General features: G+C 62.2%; 14 protein-coding genes. 3 read left to right on the top strand and 11 right to left on the bottom strand.

Features of this window, described 5'->3' with window-relative positions:
* Positions 1 to 25: 25 nt before the first annotated feature.
* On the bottom strand, positions 26 to 964 hold the full coding sequence (locus AC2A6O_RS05560) for an MBL fold metallo-hydrolase (protein ID WP_498926078.1): 939 nt from the start codon (positions 962 to 964) through the stop codon (positions 26 to 28).
* 125 nt (positions 965 to 1,089) lie between these two features.
* Here AC2A6O_RS05560 and AC2A6O_RS05555 point away from each other — a divergent pair, with 125 nt between their 5' ends.
* A complete protein-coding gene (locus tag AC2A6O_RS05555; RefSeq protein ID WP_498926077.1) occupies positions 1,090 to 2,196 on the top strand; it encodes a YeeE/YedE family protein in 1,107 nt (368 codons plus the stop codon).
* 117 nt (positions 2,197 to 2,313) lie between these two features.
* On the opposite strand, the gene uxuA is transcribed toward AC2A6O_RS05555, so the two are convergent.
* The 9 genes from uxuA to uxaC form a co-directional block, all read right to left on the bottom strand.
* Positions 2,314 to 3,501, bottom strand: coding sequence for a mannonate dehydratase (gene uxuA / locus AC2A6O_RS05550; protein ID WP_498926076.1), 1,188 nt, complete (start codon positions 3,499 to 3,501; stop codon positions 2,314 to 2,316).
* Positions 3,498 to 4,952, bottom strand: coding sequence for a mannitol dehydrogenase family protein (locus AC2A6O_RS05545; RefSeq protein ID WP_498926075.1), 1,455 nt, complete (start codon positions 4,950 to 4,952; stop codon positions 3,498 to 3,500). The genes uxuA and AC2A6O_RS05545 overlap by 4 nt, the downstream gene beginning before the upstream one ends.
* On the bottom strand, positions 4,942 to 5,670 hold the full coding sequence (kduD, locus tag AC2A6O_RS05540) for a 2-dehydro-3-deoxy-D-gluconate 5-dehydrogenase KduD (RefSeq protein ID WP_498926074.1): 729 nt from the start codon (positions 5,668 to 5,670) through the stop codon (positions 4,942 to 4,944). Before kduD ends, AC2A6O_RS05545 begins: the two co-directional genes overlap by 11 nt.
* Positions 5,667 to 6,491 carry a 5-dehydro-4-deoxy-D-glucuronate isomerase gene (kduI, locus tag AC2A6O_RS05535; RefSeq protein WP_148582683.1) on the bottom strand — a complete coding sequence of 275 codons (825 nt, stop codon included), beginning with the start codon at positions 6,489 to 6,491 and terminating at the stop codon, positions 5,667 to 5,669. Before kduI ends, kduD begins: the two co-directional genes overlap by 4 nt.
* Positions 6,492 to 6,517: 26 nt before the next feature.
* A complete protein-coding gene (locus AC2A6O_RS05530; protein ID WP_148582684.1) occupies positions 6,518 to 6,835 on the bottom strand; it encodes a cupin domain-containing protein in 318 nt (105 codons plus the stop codon).
* A 10-nt stretch (positions 6,836 to 6,845) separates the two neighbouring features.
* A complete protein-coding gene (locus AC2A6O_RS05525; RefSeq protein WP_498926073.1) occupies positions 6,846 to 8,126 on the bottom strand; it encodes a TRAP transporter large permease in 1,281 nt (426 codons plus the stop codon).
* Between the two features lies 1 nt (position 8,127).
* The gene (locus tag AC2A6O_RS05520) at positions 8,128 to 8,625 is read right to left on the bottom strand and encodes a TRAP transporter small permease (RefSeq protein WP_162529983.1); all 498 of its coding nucleotides are present in this window, start codon (positions 8,623 to 8,625) and stop codon (positions 8,128 to 8,130) included.
* Between the two features lie 153 nt (positions 8,626 to 8,778).
* A complete protein-coding gene (locus AC2A6O_RS05515; protein WP_148582687.1) occupies positions 8,779 to 9,759 on the bottom strand; it encodes a TRAP transporter substrate-binding protein in 981 nt (326 codons plus the stop codon).
* 23 nt (positions 9,760 to 9,782) lie between these two features.
* The gene (gene uxaC, locus AC2A6O_RS05510) at positions 9,783 to 11,225 is read right to left on the bottom strand and encodes a glucuronate isomerase (protein WP_498926072.1); all 1,443 of its coding nucleotides are present in this window, start codon (positions 11,223 to 11,225) and stop codon (positions 9,783 to 9,785) included.
* 94 nt (positions 11,226 to 11,319) lie between these two features.
* Here uxaC and AC2A6O_RS05505 point away from each other — a divergent pair, with 94 nt between their 5' ends.
* Both AC2A6O_RS05505 and AC2A6O_RS05500 read left to right on the top strand, forming a co-directional pair.
* Positions 11,320 to 12,012 (top strand): GntR family transcriptional regulator, encoded by a 693-nt coding sequence (locus AC2A6O_RS05505; protein WP_498926070.1) that lies wholly within the window; start codon positions 11,320 to 11,322, stop codon positions 12,010 to 12,012.
* A 317-nt stretch (positions 12,013 to 12,329) separates the two neighbouring features.
* Positions 12,330 to 12,992, top strand: a complete 663-nt coding sequence (locus AC2A6O_RS05500) for a L,D-transpeptidase (protein WP_148582690.1) — start codon at positions 12,330 to 12,332, stop codon at positions 12,990 to 12,992.
* A 404-nt stretch (positions 12,993 to 13,396) separates the two neighbouring features.
* Here the strand turns inward: AC2A6O_RS05500 and hpaI are convergent, their stop codons facing one another.
* On the bottom strand, positions 13,397 to 14,185 hold the full coding sequence (gene hpaI / locus AC2A6O_RS05495; RefSeq protein WP_498926069.1) for a 4-hydroxy-2-oxoheptanedioate aldolase: 789 nt from the start codon (positions 14,183 to 14,185) through the stop codon (positions 13,397 to 13,399).
* Positions 14,186 to 14,187: the final 2 nt, after the last annotated feature.

Below are 14,187 nucleotides of genomic sequence, written 5' to 3'. Positions count from 1 at the left end.
CCGCCTTTCATGCGGGCGTGGGCGTTTACGCCGCAACGAACCTGTAGGCATCGCCTGATCGTTCCACGTGCCCCCCGGCGGGGTGCGGGAAGTGGTAGCCGATGACGCGGGTCTGATCCTGCGCCAGCCGGTCGAGCAGCACCTTGCGCGTGGCAATGCCCATGTCGCGGTCCTGATCGGAGCCGGAAGCCCAGCCGGGTTTTTCGAACGAAATAACCGTATTTGAAATCGCGTCGCCCACCACCAGAAGGCTCTCGGAGCCGCCGTGCAGCATGTAGGACATGTGCCCCGGGGTGTGCCCCGCCGTGTCGACGGCCTCAACGCCCGGCAGCACTTCCTGACCCGGCTTGATCATGTTCACCCGATCCTCGATCACGTCGAAACGAGATTGCGCCCCGACCACGAAGCTCTTGCGCTCATCTGGCGTCTTGGCCAGCGTATCGTCGGCGCGCCAATAGACCCATTCGGCCTGCGGCATCCAGATCTGGGCGTCCGGGTAAAGCGGGTCGTCGAAATCGTCCAGAATGCCCCACAGATGATCGGGGTGGGCATGGGTGAAGATGACATCGGTGATGTCCGACGGGTCGATGCCGGCTTCCGCCAGATGGTCCGGCAAGTCACCAGCTGTTGGCTGGAAGTTGGCCCCTGAACCGACATCGAACAGCACTGTGCGGTCGCCGGTCCGGAGCAATGTGATGTTGCAGTCCGGTGTCAGCGCGTCTGTGGCCAGGCCATGAGGTTTCAGCAGCGCCGCGATCTCCGCTTCGTCTTGTTCGGGCAGGATGAAGCTCATCGGCAAGGTCAGGTGGCCGTCGGAAAAGACCGTGATGTCGAGTGGGCCCAGGGTCATGTTCGCGGTGGCAAAGGCAGGTGTTATCCGTCCAGCCAGTCCCGTGGCCGCAAGCGCGAGGCCTCCGGCCAGAACGTTGCGTCTCGTCAGATCTTTCCGAAATTGTCCGGACATGGCATCCTCCACACATTCAAACTTTTGAATTTATCTATGTTTCATTGAGAGAGGTCAATGCCTGCCGCTAGGAAACGGCACAAAGCTGGCGGAACGTGAGGACGCAATGTGGCCGGGAGAGGCTCATGGATCTGACATTTCTTCTGGATGAATTTTCCGAGCCCTGGCTGCTGGCCATCGGCGGTCTCGTTGTCGGGATCCTGTTTGGCGCCTTTGCCCAGCAAAGCCGCTTCTGCCTGCGCGCCGCCAGTCTGGAGTTCTCGCGCGGTGCACCGAAGGACCGGCTGCCGGTCTGGCTGTTGACCTTTTCCGCTGCTGTTCTGTGCACGCAGCTTCTGATCCATCTGGGCGAGATACAGGCCAATGAAGCGCGTCAGCTTGCGTCGCCGCAGAGCCTCTCCGGAGCGCTTCTGGGCGGGCTGATGTTCGGCACCGGCATGGTGCTGGCGCGCGGGTGCGCCAGCCGCCTTTTGGTGCTGTCGGCCACGGGCAACCTGCGAGCGCTCCTGTCCGGTTTGGTCTTTGCCGTTGTTGCCCAGGCCAGCCTACGCGGCCTGTTGAAGCCGTTGCGCGAATGGTTCGCGGGCCTTTGGACGACAGGGGACATCGGCGGCAACGACCTGACCGAGATGTTGGGCCTGAGCACATCCGTGACCTTTGGTTTCACCGCCCTGTGGCTGGCAGCTGGGCTTGTCTTTGCCTGGCGCTCGCGGGTGAAGCTCTGGCAGCTTGTGGCGGCGGCAGGCGCGGGGCTGGCAATCCCTCTGGCCTGGTGGTTCACGTCGGCCATGGCGCGGCAGGCGTTCGATCCCGTGCAGGTGGAAGGGGTGACCTTCACCGGTCCCTCCGCCGACGCCCTGATGCTGGTTCTGTCCCCGCCGGGCGATCTGCTCGACTTCGATGTCGGCCTGGTGCCGGGCGTATTTCTTGGGTCGTTCCTGGCGGCTCTCCTGACGCGGGAACTGGCCCTTCAGGGCTTTGAGGGTGGCAAGTCGATGGCGCGTTATCTCACCGGAGCAACGCTCATGGGCTTCGGCGGCATGCTGGCCGGTGGCTGTGCCGTCGGGGCGGGGATCACCGGGGCCTCCATCTTCGCGCTGACGGCATGGATCACCCTGACCGCGATCTGGCTGTCCGCCGGCGTCGCCGACCGCCTGCTGACCAGCTATGATGCGCGTGGCCAAGTGGCCGGGGTAGCGTCTGCTGTGGAACCGGTGAAAGCGGCCTCGTAACCGCAGGCAAGTAAGCAATCGCTGAACCGCGCCGAACCCTGTTGTCATCGACCCGCCGTTTTTGAACGCGCTCGTATGCCCTAAAGACGAGGTTCGCGGGCACCCCCGGTGTAGCGGCTAGGCCGGGACGGCTCGGGCTGCCGTCAGACCCGCGATCACGCCGCGCAATTCGGCGAGGCCGCGCATTCGCCCGATCAGGGGATAGCCCGGATGCGCCCCGCGTTCGGCATCGGTCAGAAGCTCGTGACCATGATCGGGCCGGAAGACGATTTCGGCATCTAACCGGCCTTCGTGCCGGCGTCTGGCTTCTTCGCTGAGCAGAACACCGAGCAGTGCGGGCATGTCGGTGTCGCCGCCAAGGTGGGCGGCCTCCTCGAACGAGCCGTCCGGGTCTTTTGCGACATTGCGCAGATGGGCGAAGTGGATCTTGCCGGCAAAGCGTTGCGCAATTGCGGGCACATCGTTTTTCGGGTTGGCACCAAGGGAGCCGGAGCAGAGCGTCAAACCGTTGGAAGGGCTCTCCACCGCCGAGAGGATCCAGTCGATGTCGTTGGCATCCGAGACGATACGGGGCAGGCCCAGAAGATCCCGGGGCGGATCGTCCGGGTGGACGGCCAGCTTCAGGCCAAGCTCTTCCGCGGTGGGAACGACTTCCTGAAGAAAACGCTTGTGGTTCTGCCTGAGTGCGGCGCGGTCGAGCCCCTGATAGGGGAGGAGCGCCTCACGCAGGCCATTGGCGTCGTATCGGTCGTAAGCGCCGGGAAGGCCGGCCATGATGGCTGTTGTCAACCGGTCGAGATCCGGCTGGGTCGCGCTGTCGAACCAGCGTTTCGCTTTGGTCAGGAGCTCCGGACAATAGTCTTCTTCCGCTCCGGGCCGCTTGACCATGTAGAGCTCGAAGGCTGCCATCTTGGCGGCGGAAAATCGCAGGCAGGTGCCTCCGCGCGCGACCGGGGCAGTCAGATCCGTTCGTGTCCAGTCAAGCAGCGGCATGAAGTTGTAGCAGATGACCTTGATGCCTTCGGCAGCCAGGTTGGCCATGGACTGCCGATAGTTGGCGAAGAGCTCGGACAGATCGCCTTCACCGCGCTTGATGGCCTCGTGAACCGGCAGGCTTTCCACCACCGTCCAGTCGAAGCCAGCCGCGTGAAGCTGCGCGCAGGTGTTCGCGATGGTCTCGCGCGGCCAGATTTGTCCATAGGGGATTTCGTGCAGCGCCGTGACGATGCTGACAGCACCGGTCTGGGCGATTTCGCGAAGCGAGATGCGGTCATAGCCGCCATACCAGCGCCAGCCTTCGATCATGACAGAGCCCCGATTGTGTTGCGGACGCCGTCGGCCTTCAAGGCAGCGTAGGCGGAGGTGATGGACGGCCGCAAGGCTGCGGCCAGTTTGGCGTCGAAGATCTCAGTGACACCCAGGAGTGCGTCTACCTTGCCAGCGTCGCCATCGCCATCGTTGACAAGAGACTTCAGGCGATCGCTCAGCGGATCGCGCACGTCAATCGGCTTGCCGCCAAGATCGGTGCCGCCGACATAGATCATCCAGGCAGCAATGGCGAGGCAAAGCCCCGGGCAGCTTCGCCCGCCTGCAAGGTTGTCATGCACGGTTCCCAGAATGCGCTGCGGCAGTTTCTGGCTGCCGTCCATGGCAATCTGCCAGGTGCGGTGCCGGATGCCGGGATTGGCGTAGCGGGCGAACAGCGCATCCGCATAATCTTCCAGGTCCGTTCCCGGGGGCGCTTCGAGGGACGGAATGATCTCGCGGCGCCACAGGTCTTTGACGAAACGGGCGAACAACGGATCGGCGACGGTTTCGGCAATCGTCTCGTGCCCGGCGAGATAGCCGAGATAGGCAAGCGCGGAATGGGTGCCGTTGAGCATGCGCAGCTTCATGTGCTCGAAGACCGTGACGCTGTCGACAAGTTCGACGCCAACCGCTCCAAGATCCGGTCTGGCGTCCGCGCCGTAGGCCGGGACGAAGTCGTCTTCCACCACCCATTGCCGGAACGGTTCGTGCATCACCGGCGCTGCATCGTACCGGCCTGTCTTCCGGGCGAGGGCTTCGACATCTTCCGGTTTCGTGGCCGGCACGATCCGGTCGACCATGGTCGCCGGAAAACGGCCCTCGGCTTCAATCCAGGTGGCCAGATCCGGATCGAGCCTTTCGGCAAGGTCCAGTACGATACGGCGGACTAGCCGGCCGTTGTCCGGCAGGTTATCGCAGGTAAGAACTGTGAAGGGCGGAACGCCGGCCGCTTTCCGCCTTGCGAGTGCCCGGACAAGATATCCCGGCGCGGAGACGGGCTGCGCTGCCTTGAGATCATGTGCGATGTCTGGATGGGTGGCATTGAGCCTGCCGGTTGCCGGGTCGTGGCAATAGCCCTTTTCCGTCACGGTCAGCGTGACGATCCGGATGGCAGGGTCAGCCATCGCGGCCAGGACAGCTTCCGGGTTCTCCCGTGCCACCAGCACATCACGGATGATCTCCACCTGGCGCAGGGTTTCGTCCTCCGGGCCGAGTTCCTGCGCGGTGTAGACAAAGTCCTGCGGGGCCAGCTGGTCATGCATGCGCGGGCTTTGCAGGCTGACGCCTATGATGCCCCAATTGTCCCCTCCGGCACTGCCTGATGCCTTCATGGCTTCTTCGATGTAGATGGCTCCAAAGGCCCGGAAAAATGCGCCGAGACCGAGGTGAACGATGCCGGCTTTCGCCATTGGTGTCGTTCTGGAAAGACGTGGGAGATCAGCGTGCAAGCCAGCCTCCATCAACGTTCAGGACGGTGCCGTGAATGTATTTGGCGGCCGGTGAGGCGAGAAAGACTGCGGCCTCGCCGATGTCGCTGGCTTCGCCCCAGCGGCCGGCCGGAATGCGTTCCAGGATCTGGCGGCTGCGCTCGGGGTCCTTGCGCAGCGCTTCGGTATTGTTGGTGGCGATATAGCCGGGGGCAATCGCGTTGACGTTGATGCCCTTTGCAGCCCATTCGTTTGCAAGCAGCCTTGTGAGGCCGGCGACACCATGTTTGGCGGCAGTGTAGGACGCCACCTTGATGCCGCCCTGGAATGACAGCAGCGAGGCGATATTGACGACCGCGCCCGTGCGGCCAGCGTTCAACACCGCGTTGCCGAAGGCCTGACAGGAGAAGAACACCGCCTTCAGGTTCACGTCCATGACGTCGTCCCAGTCGGCCTCGCTGAAGCTGACCGCGTTCTCGCGGCGGATGATGCCTGCGTTATTGACCAGGATGTCGATCTGTTCCGCTTCGAACAACGGCGTTGCGGCCATCGGGTCGGACAGGTCGAGCGGCACATGACGGCCCTTGGCGATCCGGGCCAGGGTTTCGTCACAGTCGCGACGGGCGGCGCACAGAACTTCGGCACCCGCATTGCTCATGGCTATGGCGATGGCCTGACCGATGCCGGTGTTGGCACCCGTTACCAGCGCGCGTTTGCCCTCAAGAGAAAAGGGGGTCATCTGAGGTCTCCCATTGCAACCATGTCCATGTCTGTGAAGTCGACATTGTCGCCGGCCATGGCCCAGCAGAAGGTGTAGGCGCCCGTGCCGGCGCCGCAATGGATGGACCACGGCGGGGAGACCACTGCGTCCTCGTTGGCCATCACGAGGTGCCGGGTCTCGTCCGGCTTGCCCATGAAGTGGAACACACGCTGGTCCGGACCAAGTTCGAAATAGAGGTAGGCTTCCATGCGGCGGTCATGGACATGGGCCGGCATGGTGTTCCAGACCGAACCAGGCGCAAACTGGGTGTAGCCCATCAGCAACTGGCAGCTTTCGGCGACTTCCGGATGCAGAAACTGCAGGATGACGCGTTCATTGGAAGTTTCCGCCGAGCCGAGTTCCACCCGGCGGGCGTCCTGGACAGTGATCAGCCGGTTGGGGCACGTGCGGTGCGCGGGGGCGGACAGGATGTAGAAACGGCCCGACCCGGAAAAGGTGACGGGTCCCGCGCCCATGCCGATGTAAAGCACATCGCCCTTGCCGACCTCGTAGGTTTCGCCCCCCGCCTTCACGGTGCCCGCTTCGCCAATATTGAGAATGCCGAGCTCGCGGCGGTCAAGAAGGGACGGGGTGCCGGCTTCCTTGACCTCGTCCAGCACAAGTTCGCCGGAACCTGGCACGGCGCCGCCCAGGATCAGCCGGTCATAGTGGGTGTAGATCAGGTTGATCCTGCCATCCTCGAAAAGGCCCGAGGCGTGGAAGTGTTTGCGCAGACCAGCGGTGTCGAGGGTCTTGGCGGTGTCCGGGTCGATGGCGTAGCGGGTTTCAACGGTCAGCATGGCAAAATCCTTGGAGAAGGCTGTCTTTAAAGAAAGTCGTCGCGGCGGGGCGTGAAGGTGTCGATCAGCCGTCCCGGTTCCAGGCAGAGGCACCCGTGCAACGCATTGGAGGGGATGACGAAACTGTCGCCGGAGCTGACGTCGAAGGCTTCGCCGTCAATCGTGAAACGGAATCGACCGCTTTCGACATAGGTCGACTGGACGTGCGGATGGTTGTGCAGCTTGCCTTCCGCGCCCTCTTCAAGAAAACGGAAGGCGACGACCATCAGATCCGGACTGTCGGACAGGACCTGCCGGCGGACACCCGGATCGGCGGTCACTTCGGGAAAGGATTTCACGAACATTGAATGGGCCTCAATGGAACAGGGATGGCAGCCACAGCGACAGGGACGGGATGTAGGTCACCAGGAGCAATGTGAAGACAGCGGCACCATAGAAGGGCCAGATCGTCCTGATCGCATCCCAGACCGATATCCGGCCGACGGCGCAGCCGACAAAGAGCACGGTGCCCACCGGCGGCGTGCACAGGCCGATGCCGAGGTTGAGCACCAGGATGACGCCGAAATGAACCGGGTCGACGCCGAAGGCAGTGGCGACCGGCAGGAAGATGGGCGTCGTGATGACGATGAGTGGCGACATGTCCATGAAGGTGCCGAGGAACAGCAGAACGATGTTGATCATCAAGAGGATGATCAGCGGGTTCTCGGAAATCCCCTTCATGAACGCCACCAGTTGAGCGGGGATGTGCAGGAAGGCCAGCAGCCAGCCGAAGGAGGCCGCGCAGCCAATGACCAGCAGCACCATGGCGGTGGTGCGCACGGCGGCCTTGGTGGCGGCGACGAATTCCGGCCAGTGCATTGTGCTGTAGGCAAGCGTGGTCACCAGTAGGGCATAGACGGCAGCGATGCAGGAGCTTTCCGACGCGGTGAAGACGCCCGAGCGCACGCCGCCGAAGATGATGCCGATCAGGAGAAGTCCCGGAATGGCGTTGATGAACAGGGCGCCGAGGGCTGACCAGCCGGGAAAGCGTTCCGTCGGATAGCCGGCGCGGCGTGCGACGAACCAGGCGGTGACCATCAGCGACACGGCGAGCATCAGGCCGGGCAAGATACCCGCGGTGAAGAGATCGGCGATGGAAAGGCGCCCGCCAGCCGATATCGAATAGATGATCATGTTGTGCGAGGGCGGCAGCATCAGCGCGATGATCGAGGAGACGACGGTAACGTTGACGCCGTATTCCACCGAATAGCCCTTTTCCTTCATCTGCGGGATCATCAGCCCGCCGATGGCGGTCGCATCCGCAGCGGCGGAGCCGGAGATGCCACCGAAGAGCACGGAGGCGGCGATGTTCACCTGGCCGAGGCCGCCGCGCATATGCCCGACCACGGCCCCGGCAAGTGCCACCAGCCTTCGGGCGATGTCGCCGCGCACCATCAGTTCGCCAGCAAAGATGAAGAAGGGGATCGCCATCAGCGCGAAGACGGAGACGCCGGAGTTGAGGCGCTGGAAGACGACGACGGGCGGCAGGTCCATGTAGAGCACTGTCGCCAGCGAGGCCGCGCCCAGGCAGAAGGCGACCGGGGTGCCGATCAGCAGCAGGATCGTGAATGTGCCGAAGAGGATAAAGGGTTCCATATCATGCAGCCTCTTCGATAGGGTCTTCGCCGAAGCGTGCGGTCGGCAGACCGGCCGCACGGCGCATCAGGCGTTCGATGGAAAAGAGAAAAACCAGGCAGCCGCCACCGACCAGCGGCAGGAAATCGACCGCGCCGGAAACCCCGAGTGACGGCAGTTTCACATCCCAGGCTGAGAGCGCCAGTTCCGCGCCGTACCAGGCCATGCCCGCGCCAAAGGCGGCGACGACGGCATCGGAGATGCTGTAAAGCACCAGCTTGGCCCCCTGCGGCAGGAAGTAGAGCAGGACGTCGAAACTGAGGTGATAGCCTTCACGGATGCCGACTGCGGCCCCCAGGAAGATGAACCAGCCCATCAGGATGACGGACGCCGGTTCCGACCAGACGAGGCTGTCGTTCATCACGTAGCGCATGAACACCTGCGCGGTGATGAACACTGTCATGAGAATGAGGCCGCCTCCGGCAAGCCAGAGAGCTGCCGTGGAGACAAGGCGCAACATCTGCGCGGCGAACTTGAGATGAGGCTGCACGTCGAGATCCTGAAGCGGGGAGCCGGGGCAAGGCGGATCCTGAAAAACGGCCCGCAGCCGACCGGACCGTTCCGCGGTCGATGGACCGCGAAACAGCACTTCCGGCAACGGGTTTTGTGAAGGTCAGTCGGTCGCGCGAATGCGGGCGACAAGATCCTTCAGCTTTTCGGAGGTCACGTGCTTTTCGTAGACGCTGTCCATGGCTGCCATGAACGGCTCCTTGTCGATTTCGGTGACGACTTCGACACCGGAAGCGCGGACTTTTTCTTCAGACGCCTTTTCGCGGGCCTGCCACTGTTCGCGCATGAAGGGCACGGAGTCCTTTGCAGCCTGGCGGACGGCCGCCTGGTCTTCCGGAGACAGCTTGTCCCAGGACTTCTTCGACATGACCAGCACTTCCGGCACGATCAGGTGTTCGTCGAGGGTGTAATACCCTGCGACTTCGAAGTGACCGGAAGACTCATAGGACGGCCAGTTGTTTTCCGCCCCGTCGATGACGCCGGTCTGGATGGACGAATAGACTTCGCCATATGGCATAGGGGTCGCGTTGGCGCCGAGTGCCGACATCATGTCGACGAAGATATCGGACTGCATGACGCGAACCTTCATGCCCTGAAGGTCTTCAATCGATTTAATCGGTTTGACTTTATTGTAGAAGCTGCGCGAGCCGCCGTCATAAAAGGCAAGGCCGACATAGCCGTGCGGTTCGAATGCCGCCAGGATCTCTTCGCCGATCGGGCCGTCCATCACGGTGTGCATGTGATCCACGCCCTTGAAGACGTAGGGCAACGAGACGACCTTGGTCTCCTCCACAAGGTTGTTGAACGGACCCATGGACACGCGGTTCAGGTCGATGACGCCGAACTTGGTCTGTTCGATGGTGTCCTTTTCCTCGCCCAGCTGGGCGGAGTGGAACACTTCAACGCAGATGCGGCCGTCCGTGCGCTCTTCGAGCAACTTGCCCATCTGCTTGACGGCCTCCACCGTCGGATAGCCGTCCGGATGAGTGTCGGACGACTTCAGGGTCACTTCGCATGCGAGCGATGCGGTCGTGAGGGCAGCTGTCGCCAACAGCGATGCCGCAAGGGTCTTCAATACTTTCATACTCTCCTCCCGAAATTGGCTCGTCAGAGCCGGTAGGCCTGCTTGGCAAGCCTGTAAGTGAGGTCGTGAGCGACCTCATATGCCTCGTCCTCGTCCAGCCTCCCGGATGTCACGAGTGAAGCGAGGTAAGCGCAATCAACCCGGCGTGCCACGTCGTGGCGGGCAGGGATCGAGCAGAACGCGCGGGTGTCGTCGTTGAAGCCGACTGTGTTGTAAAAACCCGCGGTTTCCGTGGTCAGTTCCCGGAAGCGGCGCATGCCTTCCGGACTGTCGTAGAACCACCAGGCCGGACCAAGCTTGAGCGTCGGGTAGACACCGGCGAGTGGTGCCAGTTCCCGTGCAAGGGCGGTCTCGTCCAGGGTGAAGAGAATGATCGACAGGTTCTTTTCCAGGCCGACCGCGTCCAGCAGCGGCTTGAGCGCCTTGACGTAGCCGGTCTGGGTCGGGATATCGAACCCCTTGTCCCGGCCGTGGGCCGCCATGATGCCGGCCGAATGGTTGCGGTAGCTGCCCGGGTGGATCTGCAGGACCAGCCCGTCTTCCAGGCTCATGCGGGCCATTTCCGTCAGCATGTGCCCCCGAAAGGCGTCGGCTTCCTCCGGTGAGCAGCCGCCCTTGAGGGCTTTCTGGAACAGAGCCTGGGCTTCCGAAGCCGAAAGGTTTTCCGTCCGGGCGGTGGCGTGGCCGTGATCGGACGACGTCGCGCCAAAGGATTTGAAGTAGGCGCGGCGTTTCCGGTGAGCGTTGAGATAGCCCTGCCAGGTGGTGGCGTCCTCACCGGCGATTTCGCCGAATTTTTCGATGTTGGTGGCAAAGCCCTCGAATTCCGGGTCGACGACCGGATCGGGGCGATAGGCCGTGACGACGCGGCCATTCCAGCCGCTGTCGCGGATCTGGCGGTGCCATTTCAGGTCATCGAGCGGTGATTCCGTGGTCGCGATCACCTCGATATTGAACCGCTCGAAAAGCGCACGAGGGCGGAATTCCGGACGGGTCAGGCAATCGGCGATGTGGTCATAGGCTTCATCCGCAGTGTCGGCGGAGATCCGTTTGGTCCAGCCGAACACTTCCTGGAAGGAATGTTCCAGCCACATGCGAGAGGGCGTCGCGCGGAAAAGGTGGAAATTCTCGGCGAAGATCCTCCAGATCTTGCGGCTGTCGGTTTCGCTCAGACCGCCGTCGATGCGCGGTACACCCAGGTCGCTCAAGTCGATCCCCTGCGAGAACAACATGCGGAAAACGTAATGGTCAGGAACGATGAACAGTTGTGCCGGGTCGGGGAAAGCCTCGTTTTCAGCGTACCAGCGCGGATCCGTGTGGCCATGCGGGCTGACGATCGGCAGGTCCTTGACGGTGGCGTAAAGCTCTGCGGCGATCTTGCGCGAGGCTGCATCGGCGGGAAACAGGCGGTGCGGGTCCAGGCCCTGTCCCGAGATATCCGGTGCATCCGCTCTTTCCAGTGACATTCGTTTCTCCCAGGGCTGCCTTCAGACAGGCTAATGTTGCGACTAGTAAACTGATATGCTAGTTGATTAGTCGAGTCAACGGAGACGAATGCCGATGTCAGAAAGCAGCGCCCTGAAGGTGCTCGAGCCCATCAAGATTCCGAGCGTCGCAGATACGGTGTTCGAAGAATTGCACCAGCAGATCCTGTCACTGGATCTGGCGCCGGGAACGCGCATGTCGGAAGCGGAAGTGGCCAAAGCCTTCGGCGTGTCCCGCCAGCCGGTCCGCGATGCGTTCTACCGTCTGTCGCAGCTCGGCTTTCTGCTCATCCGCCCGCAACGGGCAACGGTCATCTCCAAGATCTCGGAAGCTGCGGTGCTGAAGGCGAAATTCGTGCGCACCGCGCTGGAGGTCGCTTGCATGCGGGCGGCCATCAAGGTGATCACAGACGAACAGATCGACGACCTGGAAGAGCTTCTCGCGCAGCAGCAGGTGGCGGTGGATGCCAATGAACGCCAGCTGTTTCATTCGCTCGATGACATCTTTCACCGCCGGATCTGCGAAATCTCCGGTCACGACTACGTCTGGGCGCTGATCCGCGAACAGAAAGCGCATATGGACCGGGTCCGGTTCCTGTCTCTGGCCTCCGGGGCGCAGGCTGCGCTCGATGACCATTACCGCATCGTTTCGGCCATGCGCCTGCGGGACGGCCAACTGACCGAAGCCATTCTGACTGAACACCTGGGCCGCATTGCCACCATCCTCGGCCGCATCCGCGCCGAGAACCAGGATCATTTCGAGGAATAAGCATTCCGAAGCGGTTCCCGGGCAATGGACGGGTCCTGTCGAAGCCGTCGTCACCCGCCCTCTGATGGCCCGGGTGCCATGCGCTATGCCGGTGCCGGTGATCAGTATCGCTCTGATTGGCTGCCGCAACAGGCCACGTGTCTGAGGTCTTTTGTGACCTTACGGCAGAAAAGCCCCAGTTTTAATCAACCGTTTACCATAATTGTGTTGCTTTCGGTTTCGGATCGCGTGATGTGTCTTTAAAATTTTCTGATCCGGTCAGAACCGTATTATTGCAAGTGCTGACGGTTCGAATATGCCGCTGAAAGGACGCGAATATGGCTTCCAAGATGAGCCGACGCACGTTTGTTGCTGCAATACCCCTGCTGTTGGCCGCCTGCCAAAGCCAGCAAAGTTCAACCGTGCAGGCGGGATTGAACCCGCTGGCCGATGGCACGCCGGACTATGCGACGGCCTATGCCGCCAGAACAGACGGCGGGTTTGCAATCCCTGCCATCCAGTACCAGAAATTCGACCCGAAATTTCTGCGTCAGGTGGTGTTCTATCCCAGCAAGTATCCCTCCGGCACAATCGTCGTCGATCCGAAGAACAAATTTCTCTACCTGATCCAGCCAGGCGGCCGAGCCATCCGGTATGGCATCGGTGTTGGTCGAGCCGGTTTTGCGTGGAACGGCGAAGCGGAAATCCGCTTCAAGCGCGAGTGGCCGAAATGGTTCCCGCCGGAAGAGATGATCGAGCGCGATCCGAAGCTGGCGAAATATCGCGACGGGCAGGATGGCGGTCCCCGCAATCCGATCGGCGCGCGCGGGCTGTATCTGTGGCAGAACAACAAGGATACGCTCTACCGCATCCACAGCACCAACCACCCCTCTAGTATCGGCACCAACGCCTCCAGCGGCTGCATCCGCATGTGGCATCAGGACATCATCGACCTGTATAACCGCGTCAATGTCGGCACCAAGGTGGTCGTGCTGGGGTAAGTCCCCGGCACGAGCCGCTTCAGGCTCCTGTTTGGAAGAGCCGCCAGGTCCGTTCAGATGGACCGGCGGCTCTTTTGCATTCCGGGGGCCCATCCTTCGAGACAGCGCTTCGCGCTTCCTCAGGATGAGGAAGGGGGGAGGCTCTTCGGGTAAAACAGCTTTCCGGGTTGGTCAGTCCGACTTGGCGATCTGTCTGACGTGGTGACCTAGAGACAGAGCAGGCACCCGTCCGTGATCCTGCCGTCTAAGAATACTTTAAACCGCAGCCCAACAGCCTCATCCTGAGGAGGGGCGTCAGGCCCGTCTCGAAGGATGGGCACCTTGTTCCGATGTTGCCAGCTTTCCGGCCCCGCCTCGCTTTGCATATGGACGGGACCAGACCGGGAGCCGGCGCCCGCCGGACGTTACCCTTCTACCGACCCAAGTAGCTCCTTCGCCTGCCGGGCAGCCCCACGGATGGCGGCGGCGTAGAGGGTGACGTCGATAGACGTGGCGACGAAGGTTGCGCCCAGTTCCAGACAGGTGCGGGCGAAATCGAGATTGGTGGTCAGGATGCCCGGTGCCTTGCCGGCGGCCTTGATACGCTTCATGGCGTCCAGGATCGCGGCCACGACTTCCGGGTGCATGGGCTCGCCAAGATGGCCCATATCGGCAGCCAGATCCGACGGGCCGATGAAGACGCCGTCAACGCCTTCGACTGACAGGATGCCGTCAAGTTCTGCCAGCCCGGCGCGGTTTTCCACTTGAACCAGCAGGCAGATCTCGCCGTCGGCGGTGGTCAGGTAATCGGGGATGGCGGAAAAGCGGGACGCACGGGCGAGGGCGGCCCCAACGCCGCGCACGCCAACGGGCGGATAGCGTACCGCGCTGACGAGATCTTCCGCCTGGGCCTTGCTTTCCACCATGGGGACCAGCAGCGTTTGCGCGCCGGCATCCAGGAACTGCTTGATCATCCAGGTTTCACCGATGGGCACCCGGACCACCGGCTTGCTGCCCGAGGCCTCGACCATGGTCAATTGCGCCATCATGGATCTGAGATCGTTGGGCGCGTGTTCGCAATCGATCAGCAGCCAGTCGAAACCGGCGCTTGCGGTGATCTCTGCCGTGTAGGCATCGGCAAGCCCAACCCAGCAGCCCATCTGTGGCTGACCGAATTTCATGGTGGCTTTGAAGGCGTTTTGAGGCGCTGGCATGG

The organism is Labrenzia sp. ATLA3, from assembly GCF_057180185.1.
Note: the sequence above shows the minus strand (reverse complement) of the source record. Positions and strands in the feature narration are given on the sequence as shown.